The 16205-nt window shown below is 62.3% G+C and carries 11 protein-coding genes and 1 pseudogene; 3 read left to right on the top strand and 9 right to left on the bottom strand.

Annotated features, from left to right (window positions below; translation table 11 throughout):
* Together RTX98_RS12800 and RTX98_RS12795 are read left to right on the top strand one after the other, a co-directional pair.
* Positions 1-101: pseudogene (locus RTX98_RS12800) on the top strand (YjbQ family protein); the annotation flags it as partial.
* 68 nt (positions 102-169) lie between these two features.
* Positions 170-460: an HlyU family transcriptional regulator gene (locus RTX98_RS12795; RefSeq protein WP_189502754.1), complete on the top strand. Its 291-nt coding sequence runs from the start codon at positions 170-172 to the stop codon at positions 458-460.
* Between the two features lie 10 nt (positions 461-470).
* On the opposite strand, the gene RTX98_RS12790 is transcribed toward RTX98_RS12795, so the two are convergent.
* From RTX98_RS12790 to RTX98_RS12765, 6 genes are read right to left on the bottom strand one after another with little or no spacing between them, the layout of a single operon-like run.
* A complete protein-coding gene (locus RTX98_RS12790) occupies positions 471-1244 on the bottom strand; it encodes an ABC transporter ATP-binding protein (protein ID WP_312797014.1) in 774 nt (257 codons plus the stop codon).
* A complete protein-coding gene (locus tag RTX98_RS12785; protein WP_312797013.1) occupies positions 1241-2077 on the bottom strand; it encodes an ABC transporter ATP-binding protein in 837 nt (278 codons plus the stop codon). The genes RTX98_RS12790 and RTX98_RS12785 overlap by 4 nt, the downstream gene beginning before the upstream one ends.
* Positions 2074-3015, bottom strand: coding sequence for a nickel transporter permease (gene nikC, locus RTX98_RS12780; RefSeq protein ID WP_416223120.1), 942 nt, complete (start codon positions 3013-3015; stop codon positions 2074-2076). The genes RTX98_RS12785 and nikC overlap by 4 nt, the downstream gene beginning before the upstream one ends.
* A gap of 5 nt (positions 3016-3020) precedes the next feature.
* Positions 3021-4085 carry an ABC transporter permease gene (locus tag RTX98_RS12775; RefSeq protein WP_189502752.1) on the bottom strand — a complete coding sequence of 355 codons (1065 nt, stop codon included), beginning with the start codon at positions 4083-4085 and terminating at the stop codon, positions 3021-3023.
* Positions 4086-4094: 9 nt separating this feature from the next.
* The gene (locus RTX98_RS12770; protein WP_312797012.1) at positions 4095-5738 is read right to left on the bottom strand and encodes an ABC transporter substrate-binding protein; all 1644 of its coding nucleotides are present in this window, start codon (positions 5736-5738) and stop codon (positions 4095-4097) included.
* A gap of 47 nt (positions 5739-5785) precedes the next feature.
* A complete protein-coding gene (locus RTX98_RS12765; protein WP_312797010.1) occupies positions 5786-6832 on the bottom strand; it encodes a dipeptidase in 1047 nt (348 codons plus the stop codon).
* Between the two features lie 172 nt (positions 6833-7004).
* Between RTX98_RS12765 and RTX98_RS12760 the strand changes: the two genes are divergently transcribed.
* Positions 7005-8195, top strand: coding sequence for an OpgC family protein (locus RTX98_RS12760; RefSeq protein ID WP_312797008.1), 1191 nt, complete (start codon positions 7005-7007; stop codon positions 8193-8195).
* Positions 8196-8522: 327 nt separating this feature from the next.
* Here the strand turns inward: RTX98_RS12760 and RTX98_RS12755 are convergent, their stop codons facing one another.
* The 3 genes from RTX98_RS12755 to RTX98_RS12745 all read right to left on the bottom strand — a co-directional run.
* Positions 8523-8978, bottom strand: a complete 456-nt coding sequence (locus RTX98_RS12755; protein WP_312797007.1) for a DIP1984 family protein — start codon at positions 8976-8978, stop codon at positions 8523-8525.
* Positions 8979-9102: 124 nt separating this feature from the next.
* The gene (locus RTX98_RS12750; RefSeq protein WP_312797006.1) at positions 9103-10869 is read right to left on the bottom strand and encodes a glucan ABC transporter ATP-binding protein/ permease; all 1767 of its coding nucleotides are present in this window, start codon (positions 10867-10869) and stop codon (positions 9103-9105) included.
* Positions 10870-11093: 224 nt separating this feature from the next.
* Positions 11094-16205, bottom strand: a 5112-nt coding sequence (locus tag RTX98_RS12745; RefSeq protein WP_312797004.1) for a GH36-type glycosyl hydrolase domain-containing protein, incomplete at its 5' end; no start/stop codon positions are given.

Raw genomic sequence — 16205 nt, 5'->3', positions numbered from 1 at the left:
GCGGCAGGTTGGCGCTCGGCACCTGGCAAGGGCTTTACCTGTTCGAACACCGTGCCGCACCGCATCGCCGCGAGATCGTTCTTCACCTGCAACGTGACTAAGCCTGTGCTGGAAGCGGGAAGGCTGATGCGCTAGGTCAGTGGTCAAGTTAAGCCATGAGGAGCCAGTGATGTCATTTCTGAAGAAGCTGTTTGGCGGCGGCTCCGAGGCCAAGCCGGCGGCACCAGCGGGTCCGGTCAAGGAGCTCGAGCATAAGGGCTTCCTGATCAAGGCGACGCCCTACAAGGAAGGCTCGGAGTTCCAGACCTGCGGTGTTGTTTCCAAGGAGATCGACGGCGAGCTGAAGGAGCACCGTTTCGTGCGCGCCGACCGTTTCGGCGACATCAATACGGCCGCCGACATTTCGATCGTGAAGGGTCGCCAGCTCGTGGATGAGCAAGGCGACCGCATCTTCGGCTAAGGGCGCGTTCTTACGCCGACTGGCGGCGGGTAAAGCCTTCGCTGGCGCGCAGAAGGTTGGTTGTATAGTCCTTCGCGACGCTGCGCTCGGCCAGTTCGGCCGATGTCAGTTGCTCCACTTCCGCGCCATCCTGCATCACCATCAGCCGGTCGCACATATGGGTGACGACGGCGAGATCGTGGCTGACCATGACGAAGGTCAGCGCGCGGTCGCGGCGGATCTGTTCCAGCAGGTTGAGGACTTCGGCCTGAACCGATGCGTCAAGCGCGGATGTCGGCTCGTCTAGCAGCAGAATGGACGGTTCCACGATCAGGGCGCGGGCGATCGCCACGCGCTGGCGCTGGCCGCCGGAAAGCTGGTGCGGATAGCGGAAGCGGAAACCTGAGCCGAGCCCGACCTCATCCAGCGCGCGATTGATGCGGCTTTCGCCATCGCTGACGCCGTGGATGTCGAGCGGTTCGCGGAGCAGGCGGTCAACGGTATGGCGTGGATGTAGCGAGCCGTAAGGGTCCTGGAACACCATCTGGACGCGTCGATAAAACGCCTTGTCGCGACGATTGCCCAAGGTCTGCCCATCAAGCGCGATCGTACCGGCGCTGACCGGCGCCAAGCCGGCGACAGCGCGCAGCAGCGTCGACTTGCCCGAGCCGCTTTCGCCGACCAAGCCAAAGCTTTCGCGTGGGGCAATGTCGAGGCTGACGCCTTTCAGCGCGCGAAAATGGTCATAGGTGACTTCGAGGCCGCGGATCGACAGGGCAGGGGTGGAAACGGTGTCAGCCATCATCGTGCCCATTCCACTTGGCGTTCGAGAACGGGAAGCGGATGGCGGCTTGCTCCGATCTTCGGCATGCAATTCAGAAGGCCTCGCGTATAGGGATGCTGGGCCTGCGACAGGTCACGTGCGGCAATCTCCTCCACGACGCGGCCGGCATACATCACCAGCACGCGGTCGCAGAACGAGGATACCAGCCGCAGATCGTGCGACACGAAGATCAGCCCCATGCCCTTGTCGCGCACGAGACTGTCGAGAATGGCGAGGATTTCCAGCTGCACCGTAACGTCGAGTGCGGAGGTCGGTTCATCGGCGATCAGCAGTTCCGGCCCAGCAATCAGCATCATCGCAATCATCGCGCGCTGGCCCATGCCGCCCGAGACTTCGTGCGGGTAAAGGTCGAAGACGCGTTTGGGATCACGGATCTGCACAGCTTCTAGCATCGCAAGCGCCCGTTCACGCGCTTCGCTGCGCGACACGCGCTCATGCGTGCGCAGCGTCTCCATGATCTGGCGGCCGATCGACATCACCGGATCCAGCGAATATTTCGGGTCTTGCAGAACCATGGCGATGCGCTTGCCGCGCAGGCGTCGACGCTCCGCATCGCCCATCGTAAGCAGATCCTGCCCGTCGAAACGTAGCCTGTCCGCCGTCACCTGCGCGCTCGGCGCGGTCAAGCCGAGGATGGCGCGGCCGGTCTGCGACTTGCCCGATCCGCTTTCGCCGACGATGCCCAGCCGCTCGCGTCCCAGCGTGAAGGATACGCCGCGCACGGCATCCACCGTGCCGGTGCGGGTTGGAAAGCGGACGGCGAGGTTTTGCACTTCCAGCAAAGGCGCGCTCATTGCCCAGAACTCCGCGGGTCAAGCGCGTCGCGCAGACCGTCGCCCAGCAAATTGAAGCCGAGGCTGACCAGCAGGATTGCCACGCCCGGTGCAGCCGCAACCCACCATTGGTCGAGGATGAAGCGGCGGCCGGACGCAATCATCGCACCCCATTCCGGCAGCGGAGGCTGCGCGCCCAGGCCGAGGAAGCCGAGACCGGCGGCGGTCAGGATGATGCCGGCCATATCCAGCGTCACGCGCACGATCAGCGAGGACATGCAGAGCGGCATGATGTGGCGCAGGACGATGCGGATCGGCGAGGCACCCATCAGCCGTACGGCCGAGATGTAATCGGAGTTGCGCACCTGCATGGTTTCGGCGCGCGCGATACGGGCATAGGGCGGCCAAGACGTGACGGCGATCGCGATGACCGCGTTTTCGATGCCGGGCCCAAGGGCTGCAACCAGCGCCAGGGCAAGCACGAGTTTGGGAAACGCCAGGAAGATGTCGGTGATGCGCATCAAAACTGCATCGACCCATCCGCCAGCATAGCCTGACACTGTACCGACCAGAAGGCCGATGGGGGCCGCGATGATGGCAACGAGAACAACGACATAGAGCGTCAGACGCGAGCCGTAGATGAGGCGCGAAAGGATGTCGCGGCCTTGGTCGTCCGTGCCGAGCCAATGTTCCCAGCTGGGCGGCAAGAGGCGCGCGGTGGCGAGATTGCCGATCGTCGGCGAGTAGGGCGCCAGCAGATCGGCGAAGATCGCGATAAGTACCAGAGCCAGGATGATGATCAGGCCGATCAGCGCCAGCCGGTTTTCGGCAAAGCGCCGCCAGGCTACGTAAGCGCGGCCGAGCTTAGCTTGGGTGCGCGACGTCGGACGATCGCTCAGGAGCCATTCGCGACGCGACAACTGCGCCTCTGCCATTGGCGGGGGCGTCGTGTTTCCCATCACGCTCATCGTGCCCGCGTCCTTGGATCGAGTAGCCGGTATAGCAGGTCCGACAGGAGGTTGATGGCGATGAACACGGAGCCGATCACGATCGTGCCGCCAAGCACAGCGTTCATGTCCGCGTTCTGGAGCGAGTTGGTGATGTAGAGGCCGAGGCCGGGCCAGGCGAAGACGGTTTCGGTCAGCACCGATCCTTCCAGAAGGCCGGCGTAAGACAGCGCGATCACCGTGACCAGCGGCACGGCGGCATTGCGCAAGGCGTGGCGCCAGATGATGCGGCGTTCGGACAGGCCCTTGGCCCGCGCGGCGACGATATATTCCTGACTAAGCTCGTTGAGCATGAAGGACCGCGTCATGCGCGAGATGTAGGCCAGCGAGAAATAGCCAAGCAGCAGCGAGGGCAGCGCCAGATGCGAGATGATGTTGCCGAAGGCCGACCAATCACGCTGGATGATGGAGTCCAGCAGGTAAAAGCCGGTGATCGGCGTGAATGTATATTCGTAGACGACGTCGATGCGGCCTGGACCGCCGACCCATTGCAGGCGGGCATAGAAGATCAGGAGGGCCAAAAGCCCGAGCCAGAAGATCGGCACGGAATAGCCGATCAGGCCGATAATGCGCACGATCTGGTCCAGCCATCCACCGCGGCGGACGGCGGCGAGAACGCCGAGCGGAATGCCGAGGATCGCGCCGATCAGCGTGCCGAGCGTTGCCAGCTCGATCGTGGCTGGAAATACGCGCTTGATGTCGGTCATCACGGGATTGGTGGTCAGCACGGAACGGCCGAAGTCGCCTGATAGCGCCTTCTGCACATAGATCACGAATTGCGTGGTGAGCGGCTCGTTGAAGCCGAGCTCCTGACGCGTGCGTTCCACCACATTGGCGGGCGCGCGGTCGCCGACGACCGCGAGAACCGGATCGATCGGAATGACGCGGCCGATGAAGAAGGTCACTGCGAGCAGCCCGAGATAGGTCACGATGACCACGACCAGGAAGCCTAGCAAGGATTTGACGAGACTGCGGGCCCGGCGCCTTCGCGGCGCCGGTTGCGTATCGGAGACGACGCTCATGACGTCAGATCATTCCTTGGTCACAGGACCAACGAAGTTCGTGTCCATGCTCGGGCCGAGCTTGTAGTTCTTCACATTGTTGCGCATCCCGGCAACTTCGATCTGCTGGAAGATCATGACGAAGGGGCTGGTATCCAGCGCTTCCTGCTGCAGCTTCTTGTAACCTTCGGCTCGCTTTTGGTCGTCGCGCTCCAGAAGCGCAGCCTTGGACTCCTTGGTCAGTTCGGGAATATCCCAGGCGTTGCGCCAAGCCAGCGTCTTGACCGAGGCTTCGTCGGCATTGTCGGGGTTCGAGGTGAAGGCTTCCGCGTTCGAGTTCGGATCCCAGTAATCCATGCCCCACTGGCCGATATACAGGTCGTGGTTCCGGGCACGGTATTTGGTCAGCGTCTGCTTGCCGTCGCCAGGGATGATCTCGACCTTGATGCCGGCCTGCGCAGCGGTCTGCTGGAAAGCCTCTGCAATGCCGGTGACCGGCTGGTTGTTGCGCACGTCGAAGGTCACGGAGAAGCCGTCCTTCAGGCCGGCCTTTTCGAGAAGCTCCTTGGCCTTGGCCACGTCGAGCTTGTAGGGGCTGGCATCGAGCGCACCGAGCACGCCCTTGGCCTGGTAGGTCTGGCGGATCTCGCCAATGCCCTTGATCAGCGTGGAGCCGATCGCGTCATAGTCTACCAGATATTTGAAGGCTTCGCGCACTTCCGGCTTGGCGAGCTTCTCATTCTTCTGGTTGAGGCTGATGTAATAGACCGTGCCCTTGGCAGCGTCAGTCGTGGTCAGGTCGGCGTTCTTGGAAACGGCTTCAAGATCGCCCGGATCGAGATTGCGGGCGACATCGACGTCACCGGTCTCGAGCATCAGGCGCTGCGTCGCGCTTTCCTTGACGTGGCGATAGATGACGCGGTTAAGCGCCGGCTTGTTGCCGTAATAGTTGTCATTGCGCTCCATCACGAGGATTTCGTTGGCGCGCCAATCGCGGATCTTGAACGGACCGGAGCCCGCATAGTTGGTCTTTAGCCAGGCATAGCCGAAGTCGGTATCGTACTTGTTGTCGGCGCTGACCGTGACGGCTTCGGCATGTTCCGAAACCAGCTTCTTGTCGACCACGGCACCGACCGTTGCGGTGAGGCAGTTCAGAACGAAGCTCGGCGCATAGGACTTGTCGACGGTCAGCACGAAGGTGCCTTCGTCAACGGCCTTGGCCTTTTCCGTGACGTTATCGCCGGTAAGACCGAACTGGGTGAGGATGAAGGCCGGGCTCTTGTCGAGCTTGACCGCGCGCTCGAACGACCAGGCGACGTCCTCGGCCGTGAGCGGGTTGCCGGAAGCGAACTTGATGCCGGGCTTCAGCTTGAACGTATAGGTCAGGCCGTCCTCTGACACCGACCAGCTTTCGGCTACGCCGCCCGTCACTTTGGTGGTGTCGTTGATGTCGAGGCGCACCAGCATGTCGTAGCCGTTGCCGAGGAACTCGGCCGGGCTCAACTCGAAGGATTCTGCCGGGTCGAGTGTGATCGTGTCATCGATCGCCCAGGCAAGAACCAGCGTGTCCGCCGGCGTGGCGGCATAGGCCGGGGCGTTGGCAGCGACGAGCGCCGTAAGTGCCGCGCCGGCAAAAAGCAGGCGGGCATGTGCGTTGATCTTCGACATCATCATGATCTGTGTTCCCGATTATGGTTGTTGTTGCGGCCGTCGATAGGGGTTCAGCGAAGCGTCAGACGCAGGACGCGGAACCAGTTTTCGCGGCAGATTTTCTTTATGTCGGCTTCAGCGTATCCGGCGCTTTGCAGACCGGCAACGAGTTTTTGCAGGCCCGCTGAAGAGCCGATCTCGGCCGGGATCATGGCGCCGTCAAAGTCGGAGCCCAGCGCCACGCCGTCGATGCCGACCTGTTCGACCATATGATCGATATGGCGGATCATCGTGGTGATACCGGTATCCGCACGCTCCTGGCCATCTTCGCGCAGGAAGGCGACGGCGAAGTTGAGGCCGACGACGCCATTGCTTTCCTTGATCGCGGCAAGCTGCTTGTCGGTGAGATTGCGCGCCGACGGGGTGATCGCATGAACGTTGGAATGGGTCGCGACCAGCGGCGCCGTGGAATGCTTGGCCACATCCCAGAAGCCTTGCTCGGTGATGTGAGAAAGGTCGATCAGGATACCCATCTCGTTGCAGGCCTTGACCAGCGCTCGGCCCGCATCGGTCAGGCCGGGGCCCGTGTCGGGGGAGGAGGGGTAGGCGAAGGGCACGCCGTGGCCGAACACATTGTTGCGGCTCCAGACCGGGCCGATCGACCGCAGGCCGGTGGCATACAGCGTGTAAAGGCCCGACAGATCCGCGCCGATGCCTTCCGCGCCTTCGATATGGGCGATCGCGGCGAATGTGCCGGCTTCGATGGCGGCTTCGAGTTCATCGACGGTGCGGCAGATCTTCAGCAGGCCGGCACGATCAAGGCGGCAAGCGATGTCCATCTGCGCCATCGTCACTTCCAACGACGGCGCGCGCTCGATGGGTGCTGCCGCCGGCGTCATGAAGTGACCGCGGGCATCCGGCTTGCCGAACGAGAAATCGCCTGAGGGCACGTAGATCGCGCAGAAACCTCCGACGAGTCCTCCTTCTGCCGCTTTCTTGAGGTCGATATGGGCTGCGCCAGTTGCGGCTGCGAACTCTTTCAGAGGATCGCGCCCTGCTTTTTCCCCGTTCCACAAGCGAAGCAGCAAATCATTATGGCCGTCGAAGATCGTTTGCATGTCGCCTCCAAGTTCCAGGGATTGATCGGGCTTAACCGGGCCGGCGGTCAAGCCTCAACCAGCCGTGTCGTTATCTTCCCCAGGAAAATGTCGCAATGCAGCAAAACTGAACGACAGTTTGGGAACGATCATGTAGCTGAGGGCTTAACCGCTCATGACTCCTGATCCGCACTTGCCTCTTAAGCCTCAGACTGTCCGCGATACGCGCATTGACGTGTTTCGCGCGCTCGCGCTGCTGTCGATTTTCGTCAATCACGTTCCCGGCACGATCTACGAGAACGCGACACATAAGAACTTCGGCTTTTCCGATTCCGCCGAAGCCTTCGTGCTGATTTCCGGCATTGCAATCGGACTGGCCTATGGCGGCAAGTTCATCCCCGGCGTGCGTTTGCTGATGTCGCTGAAGGCTCTGCGACGGGCAGGGGTGCTTTACGTCACGCAGATCATGACGGCTTTGACCACGATTGCGATCTTCGTGCTGGGCGCAACCTGGCTGGCCAATCCTTCGCTTCTGGCCGAGATCAATATCGAGCCGATGATCGACGATCCGGCGCGCGCCCTGCTTGGGCTCGTGACGATGGGTCATCAGCTTGGCTACAACAACATTCTGTCCATGTATGCGGCTGTGATGCTGCTGTTGCCCGCTTTGCTATGGCTCAGCACGATCAGCCTGGGCCTCATGGTTGCCGTTTCGGGTACGCTCTGGCTGCTTGCAGGTATTTATCAGGTCGCGCCGCCCAACTATCCGACACCAGGCATGTGGTTCCTGAACCCGCTGTCGTGGCAGTTCCTATTCGCGATCGGTCTGGCCGGCATGCTGCATGTTCGCCGCGGCGGGAGGATCGTTGCGCATCCGCTGCTCATGACTGCTGCCGCTGCCTATCTGGTGCTTGCTTTCGCTTGGGTGCGCGTGCCGCTCTGGGGCGTTGACACGTCGCTTGGCCTGCCAGCCGTGCTGACGGGTTTCGACAAGACCTTCCTGTCCTTGCCGCGTCTGCTGCATGTGCTGTCGCTTGCCTATCTGCTGGTCGCGATCCCCGGCCTGTCGGAATTGGCGCGCTTGAAGGAAAGCAATCCACTCGCCAGCCTTGGCCGCCACTCCCTGCCGGTGTTCATTGCGGGTACGCTGCTGGCGATGGTGGCTCAGGTCATCAAGATGTCGCGGCCGGAAAGCCTGATGCTCGACACGCTGCTGATCAGCACCGGCATCGCGCTTCAGTTCGCACTGGCCTTCTATCTCGACTGGTACAAGGGCCTGCAGAAGAGCGCGAAGCTGGCTGCAAACCACGTCAAGCCGCGCAGTTCGACGCCGGTACGCGAGGACGGCACGCTCGTTCCTGCCCGGGTACCTGCCGAGCGCTGATCGGAGCAGCATCTTAGAAACTGAAAAACGGCGACCGAGCAATCGGTTGCCGTTTTTGTATTGGAGGTAGCCATCTCAGCGGCTTTCTCTACGCAGCCATTTCGCCACCGGCCTGATGCCGATGTAGCGAACCCCGTTCCCGCCCTCTCCGATCGTCGAACCAATACATGGTCATGCAGCGTTACAGTCACGATGCTGGTGTTTGTGTGCTGGGCTTGCGCTGTTTGTGACCTTACGGCCATCGTGCTGCCCCTAGCACGTACAACCCGGCTTTGCCCCGTCGGAAAGGGTTGTATTCGCTTTCGACTGCCGGATACCGACTGCGTATCACTCACTCAGTGGCGTGAGCCAGTTGGCCTCCTGGATCTTTGCGTCGAGATTGCGCAGGTTGCGCGACAGGTCGTCGGCTTGCTTCTGCGCGGACCGAACGTCGAGGGCAGGCTTGAAGCGGACTTCGCTCTTGGTCTTGATGGTCTGCGTCACTGTCGCACTATCCGCCACATCGCGCCAGGCTGCCTGACGCAGGCGCAGGACGTCGCGCTTGGCGAGCGCTTCGGTGAGCGTCGCACCCATGAACGGGGTCTCGCTGTTTGTCCGGTTGATGCGGCTGATCAGGGTTTCGAGTTCCGCAGCCAGTCGGTCATACTCGTCCATCAGCGCTGATGGATCTTCGGCAGGCTGGTCGCCTTCCTGAACCTTGGCGTTGCGCAGCGCACGCGCCTTGACCTGTTCCATGCGCTTGGCGACATCACTGCGCAGCACGAGCGCTTCGGCAAGTTTCATGGTCGTGTCCTTAACTGCAGATGACGCGGTGTGCCGGCGTCGGCCCGTGTTTCGACGTTTTTACAAAGAAAAACCCCCGCCGCAAACGGGCAGGGGCTCTTTAATGCTTGAAGGTGGAGGCGGCTTAGGCTGCTTCCGCCAGACGGGCCATCTTGCGGACATCGTCGTCGGACAGCAGACCACCGGCGCGCAGCAGACCGGCGAAGCGACCGTTGGTGGCGGCGAGTTCGTCGAAGCCCCCCATTTCCACGATGCGACCGCGATCCATGAACAGCACCATGTCGGCATCACGAACCGTCGACAGGCGGTGGGCGATGATGAAGGTCGTGCGGTTGGCACGCAGATCGTCGATCGCCTGCTTCACACGCTCTTCGGTCTCCACATCGAGCGCGCTGGTCGCCTCGTCGAGCACGAGAACCGGAGCATCCTTGAGGATAGCGCGGGCAATCGCGATACGCTGGCGCTCACCACCCGATAGCTGCGAACCGCGTTCGCCGGCAATCGTGTCATAGCCGTCGCTCTTGTTCAGGATGAACTCCTGCGCGGCGGCAGCCTTGGCGGCAGCATGGATGTCTTCGTAGGAAGCATCCTCACGGCCGACGCGGATATTGTCCTCGATCGAGCGGTTAAGCATGCCCGCATCCTGGAACACGGTGGCAACCGAGGCACGAAGCGAGCGGCGAGTCACGGTGCGGGTATCGACGCCGTCGATCAGCACGCGGCCTTCCGAAGGATCATAAACGCGCTGCAGCATGTTGATCAGCGTGGTCTTGCCGGCACCGGTCGGGCCAACGATCGCAACGGTCTGACCAGCCTTCACCGAGAAGGACACGTCGTCCAGGCCATGGTTCGCGCCCGGGAAGCGGAAGCTCACATTGTCGAACACGATGTCGCCGCGGATCTTCGGCATGTCGACAGTGCCCAGCGGCTCCTGACGGGCTTCCACAGCGTCTTCGAGAGCATAGAAGTCCACCAGCTTGGCGCGGGCTTCGAAGATCTGGTTGAAGAAGGCATTGACCTGGTCGAGACGGCCGATCAGCAGGGTCGCAAAGCCGGTGAAGGCCACGACGTCGCCGATGCGCATTTCGCCACGCGTCACCATCCAGGCGCCGATCAGAAGAACGATCATCATCGACAGGGTAGAGGCAATGCGATTCAGGCCGCTGGCCAGCGCCCACCAGTCGAGAACCGGATACTGAGCGCGGATCAGATCGCCAGTGTGACGCTGCAACTCGCGCGCTTCCGTGCTGGTGCGGTTGAAGCTCTGCAGCACGGCGACGTTGCTGACGGCATCCGACACATGCGAAAAAACGCGGTGGTAATGACCTTCGACTGCAGCCTGGCCGTCCTTGGTGCGCCTCATGACCATGCGGCCGATCGCGATATAAACCACGCCGAGAACCAGCAGCACGGCCGACATGCGCAGGTCCATGCTCAGCGCGGTGGGAACTAGCAGCACCAACGCAACAGCGGTTGCGAGATGGGTGCGCATGAATTCCAGCCACAGCGAAAACAGCGTTTCAACAGCGCGCAGAAGGGTATGCAGCGACTGGGACGTGCCACGCGTCTGGTGCCATGAAAGCGGCATGGTGATCGTCTTCTCAAACGACTCTTCCAGCACGGCGACGCGGCGCTTATGCGCCAGGCGGTCGGCGGAACGCGCCACCAACACGAAAGCGATGATGTTGAACAGGCCGAGGCCAGCCCACATCGCCATGTTCGTGAACAGATCGCCTGTGGAGGAAATGGAGTCGATGATGCGACCGAACAGGATCGGCTCGGCGATTGTCACCAAGGCCAGAACTACGTTGGCGCCGCAGATTAGCGCGACCTTCTTTTTTTCAGCGCCCAGATAGGAAAGAGCACGAAGATAAATATCGAAAAGAGACACGAGCAGAAACTCCGGCCAGGTCTTAATTTGTGCGCCGCATCATGAGCGGCTGATGAAATATCGACGTGAGCTTAGAGAATGCCCGCCCGGGAACAGGGTCGCGAGAGAGCAATCCTGTTTCCTGCTCCAGCGGCGTTTTCATCCGCTGAATCAAGCATTTGATATTCAACATGAACTGGCGCTGGAGCCAGCTTGGCATCAAGGTCAGGCATCTTTTCCTTCCCCTAGGGAATGGAATGAGGAACGATTACCCTGACTTCATGAACCCCGGCGCCTGAATGCTGCATGAACGCATCATTCAGGACAGTATCGATGACCGAAATTTCGTAGTTTTCGCCGCACTGCACCTTGATCTCGTAGGTGGCTTCGTCGAGCCGCAAGGTCGCTTCGAAACCGTCCCAGCTCGAGGGCAGCACCGGCTGAATGAAGATGCGATCGCCTTCACGGCGGATGCCGAGAATAGCTTCCACGGCAGCGCGATAAAGCCAACCGGCAGAGCCCGTGTACCAGGTCCAGCCTCCGCGTCCGCCCTTTTCGTCCGACGAGTAGATGTCGGCTGCGACCACATAGGGCTCGACGCGGTAGCGCTCAGCTGCCGCTTCATCCAGCGCGTGGTTGACCGGCATCAGCATCTGGAAGGCACGGTAAGCGGCATCGGCACGGCCGAGTTCCGCCAGCGCGAACACAGTCCAGGTGGCCGCATGCGTGTACTGACCGCCGTTTTCGCGCACACCGGGCGGATAGCTCTTGATGTAGCCGGGTTCCTTCGGCGTCTTCGAGAAGGCGGGCGTGAAGAGCTTCACAATCTCCAGATCGTTGTCCACCAGCTGACGCTCGACCTGATCCATCGCCATTTGCTGGCGCTCAGGCTGGCCGATGCCGGACAGGACGCTCCAGGATTGCGCGATCGAGTCGATGCGGCACTCGTCGCTGTCCTTCGAGCCAAGCGGCGTGCCGTCGTCGTAAGTCGCGCGGCGATACCATTCACCATCCCAGGCCGCAGTTTCCAGCGCGGTCTTCAGGCTGGCGATATGGGCCTCCCACGCTTCTACCCGGGTCGCATCGCCGCGCTGACGGGCATAGGGCACAAAGTCGGTCAGCGTCTTTGCCAGGAACCAGCCGAGCCATACACTTTGACCCGCGCCGTTCTTGCCGACGCCGTTCATGCCATCGTTCCAGTCGCCGCCCAGGATCAGCGGCAAACCGTCCGCACCCGTCCGCTTGATGGCGAGATCGAGCCCGAGCGCGCAGTGCTCGTAGAGCGTTGCCGTCGTTTCAGAGGTCTTCGGCGTGAAGAAGGCATCGTGTTCGCCTTCCTTCAGAAGTTCGCCCTCAATGAACGGGATTTCCTGATCGAGGATCGAGCTGTCGCCGCTGGCGGTGATTGCGCTATGGGCGCCGTAAGCCAGCCAGACCACGCCGTCCGAGATGGTCGTGCGCACGCCGGCGCCGCTACGCGGCAGCCACCAATGCTGCACGTCGCCCTCGGGGAACTGACGGCCGGCCGCACTCAGAACCTGCGCCTGCGCAAGGCTGGGATCATGCAACTGAAAGGCCAGCGTGTCCTGCAACTGATCGCGGAAACCGTAGGCACCGCTTGCCTGATAGAAGGCCGAGCGTGCACGCAGCCGGCAGGCAATTGCCTGATAGGGCAGCCAGGCATTGACCATCGCGTTCATGGCGGGATCGGGCGTGTTAACCTGCAGCGTGCCGAGGAAGCGGTTCCATTCCGCGTCGATGGTGTTGAGCCGCTCGTCGAAATCCACCGCGGCATGCCTGGTGTAGAGGTCGCGCGCTTCATCCGGCGAACCGGCGTCACCCATGAGATACAGGATCTCCGCGCTTTCGCCCGGTGCAATCGTCACATCGCGCGCGATCACCGAACAAGGATCGATGCCGGCTTCCACCTTGTTGGACAGGGCTTTGCCGGTGATCGCCGCTTCCGGCGCCAAGACGCTGCCGTGGCGTCCCATGAACTCGGCACGGTCCACGGTGACGGATTGCGCGGGCGCATCGGAGGCTAGGAATGCGCAGCGCTCGCCGAAATCGAGGCTGAACGGATTGCGCGCGAGCAGGGCGCCCGTGGCCGGTTCCTGCCAGGACACGATGTAAGGCGCATTGCGTGCGCGGTTCTGGCCCAGCACCCATTCTGCATAGGCGTAAACGCGCAACGTGACGCCGGCATCGCCCTTGTTGTGGAGCGTGAGACGCGACAAGCGGACGGAGTCTGCGGGATCGACCACATGGGTCAGCTCCGTTTCAACCCCCCCGTGACGGGCGGTGAAGGTCGAGAAGCCCTGACCATGGCGCGCTTCATAGACCGCGTGTTCATTGCGCACCACGCCGGCCACCGGCGAGAAGGTCGTGCCGGCTGACAGGTCATGGATATAGATCGCTTCGCCTGGACGGTTGCTGACCGCATCGTTGGACCAGGGCGTCAGCTGGAAATCGCGGCTGTTGCGGCTCCAGGTGAAGGCAGAGCCTTCTGCCGAAACGTGGAAGCCGAAATCCTTGTTGGCGATGACGTTGATCCAGGGCTGCGGCGTGGAGCGTCGGCCGTCGAGACGGACCACGTAGTCGCGGCCGGCGCGATCGAAGCCGCCGAAGCCGTTCCAGGATTCCAGACCCTGTCCGCTGGCGCGCTTCTGCAGCGTGGCAGGCGGGGTATGGGTCAGCGCGATCGAGGAGCGGCTGGCTTCGGTGGAAGACGCAGCCGTGCGATGGATCGGCTGCTTTGCAGTCGGCTTTTCGCCAGTCCCATTTGCCTGCAGCAGTTCGAGTTCGGCAATCTCCGCGCGCTCGATCTGGTCGGCGATCGTGCCGTGGCGGGCATGCAGAACGACGCGAGCCGTCGCCAGAAGCGTGCGGTAGGTGCCTTCGTCCATCAGGTCGCGGCGCACGGAGAAGATGTGCTGGCGCGGTCCGAGATCATGGCCGCGCATGCTGCCATTTTCGCGATGCCACTCGATCGCCTGTTGCAGATCCTGCGCGTAGGACGAGGCCTGCTCGTTGATGATCACGAGATCGGCGGTGAGACCGCGCGAACGCAGATATTCCTGCACGCGCATCGCCTTGGCGATGATGCCGAGATCGGCCTGGTCGCTGATGCGCAGAACGAAGATCGGGAAGTCGCCGGAAATCGCCAGCGACCAAAGAGCCGACTGCGCGCCCATGCCTGCTGAGATCGAGTCCGGCGGCGTGCGCGTCACAGGACTTGGGAACAGCAGGTAGCGCGCCAGGCGCTGCACATTGGCGGCTTCCGCCAAGGTCAATCCGACATGGCGCGTTTGCACCTGGCTGTGGGTCCAGCCCAGCATGCTCTGGCGGCTGAAGCTTTCGGGATGATCCAGCCGTTCGATAGCGTCCTGAAGCGCTTGCCGGTTCGATCCGACAACCGTCCAGAAGGTGAGGGCGGCTTTCTTCATGGCCGGGACACGGACGCGCGCTCGCAGGGCCATGACGGGGTCGAGGGTGAAGCCCGCGCTGCCCGTCAGCTGTGCGTTGGGATCAAGCGCTGCCGGATCGGCGATGGTGCGGCCGCGGCCGATAAAGGCGCGGCGATCCGTTTCGGCTTCCGTTTCGCGAAGGCCGCCGGCATCGGTCGTCACGAAATGCGCCAGTGCGATGTCCGGTTCGCTCGGTGAACGCTTGCGGCGCGTAGCAAAGATCGCGCCGTTGGCCGGATCGATCTCCGTTTCCACGAACATCTTCGAGAAGGCCGGATGGGCACTATCGGCCATCTCAGGCGCCAGAACGATCTCGCCGAAGGAGGTGATCTCGATCGTGCGCTCGCTAGCGCCTTCGTTATAAACAGTGATGCGTCGGGCTTCGCCGTCGCCTTCGGTCACCGCGATGACTTCCACTTCCGTCAGGATGTGGCCAACACGCTTGGAAAAAACCGACTTGTCATTGGCGAAGATGACACGCGTTTCTTCGCCCTCGACACGCTTCGGCTCAGCCGTTGCCGACCACCACGCGCCGTCGTCGCAGTCACGCACGAACAGGAAGGAGCCCGAACGGTCTTCGGACGCGTCGCCGGTCCAGCGGGTTACGGCGAGGTCGTTGAACCGGCTGTAGCCGGTGCCCGTCGCCGTGGTCATCACGAAGTAATGGCCGTTGGAGATGAGGTTGGTGGACACCACGCCTGCCAACGGATTTTCGATCAGCCGCGTATCGGGCGACAGTTCCTCGCCGCCGGTCGCCGGCTGCTCGGCTGCTTCCGTGCGCACGATCGTGACCGGCACGGCGCGCGGTGCCTTTTCCTGAAGCAGGAGTTCGGCCGCCACGATCACCGGATCGGAATGGAAGCGGTCGCGCATGCGGCCTTCGAACACGACATTGGCCACGGCCACGATCGACATGCCGGTATGGTGGGCCATGTAGTTCTGCACCACCGCATGATCGGAGCCTTCCGGCACGCGCGACGGGGTGAAATCCACGGCGTCATAGAAGCCGTAGCGGCCGCGCGCGCCCAACTCGGTCAAGCGGTGCAGGTTGGTCACCGCCTCATGCGGCATGAACTGCGATGCGAGAACGCTGGCATAGGGCGCGATCACCGTGTTGTTGGCGAGGCCGCGCTTCAGGCCCAATCCCGGCACGCCGAAATTGGTGTACTGGTAGGTCATCTCCCGGTCGCGCGCGTTGAACGCGGCTTCCGAAATGCCCCACGGAATGCCCTTTGAACGGGCATAGCTGATCTGACGGCGGATGATCAGGTTGTTGGTCTGGTTGAGCAGACCGCCTTGCGGCTCCTTCATCACCAGCGGCGGCATCAGATATTCGAACATCGAGCCGGACCACGACACGAGCGCCCCGCGGAAGCCGATCTCGGTGACGGGACGGCCCAGACGGAACCAGTGCTCGGTCGGCAGATCGCCCTTGGCGATCGCAAACAGGCTGGTCAGACGCGCTTCGGACGCGAGCAGATCGTAGCAGCTTTCGTCCAGCTGATGCGTGTCGGCGCGATAGCCGATCGACAGCAGCTTGCGGTCTTCGCGGAACAGGAACGAGAAATCCATCTCGAAGGCCAGCAAGCGCGCACGGTCATGCAAGGTTCGGAAGCGTTCGCGCAGAGCGGCAACGCCGGCTTCGTCTGTGTGCGAATCGTTGACATGCGCTTCGCAGGTCTGCGCCAGCTTGGACGCCCAAAGCTGCAGCTCTTCGGATGCCGTCGACTTCACCTCGGCATGGATCGAACCGGCAAGCTTGCGGATTTCGCCAGCGAGAACTGCCAGGTTGATGGTGCGGATCGACGCCGTTTCGGGCTCGCTCTGCAGCGTGGCGACCGCGCGGCGCATGCCGGTGATGCGATCGCTCAGGCGCTGGCGCAGCGGGCG

Origin of the sequence: Tianweitania sp. (assembly GCF_032053605.1) — a bacterium.
Taxonomy (GTDB): Bacteria; Pseudomonadota; Alphaproteobacteria; order Rhizobiales; family Rhizobiaceae; genus Tianweitania.
This window is presented reverse-complemented; position numbering and strand designations above follow the sequence as displayed.

Coding starts and splice junctions, on each gene's coding strand:
- RTX98_RS12795 (WP_189502754.1), top strand. CDS start 170: ATGTCATTTCTGAAGAAGCTGTTTGGCGGCGGCTCCGAGGCCAAGCCG.
- RTX98_RS12790 (WP_312797014.1), bottom strand. CDS start 1,244: ATGATGGCTGACACCGTTTCCACCCCTGCCCTGTCGATCCGCGGCCTC.
- RTX98_RS12785 (WP_312797013.1), bottom strand. CDS start 2,077: ATGAGCGCGCCTTTGCTGGAAGTGCAAAACCTCGCCGTCCGCTTTCCA.
- nikC (WP_416223120.1), bottom strand. CDS start 3,015: ATGGGAAACACGACGCCCCCGCCAATGGCAGAGGCGCAGTTGTCGCGT.
- RTX98_RS12775 (WP_189502752.1), bottom strand. CDS start 4,085: ATGAGCGTCGTCTCCGATACGCAACCGGCGCCGCGAAGGCGCCGGGCC.
- RTX98_RS12770 (WP_312797012.1), bottom strand. CDS start 5,738: ATGATGATGTCGAAGATCAACGCACATGCCCGCCTGCTTTTTGCCGGC.
- RTX98_RS12765 (WP_312797010.1), bottom strand. CDS start 6,832: ATGCAAACGATCTTCGACGGCCATAATGATTTGCTGCTTCGCTTGTGG.
- RTX98_RS12755 (WP_312797007.1), bottom strand. CDS start 8,978: ATGAAACTTGCCGAAGCGCTCGTGCTGCGCAGTGATGTCGCCAAGCGC.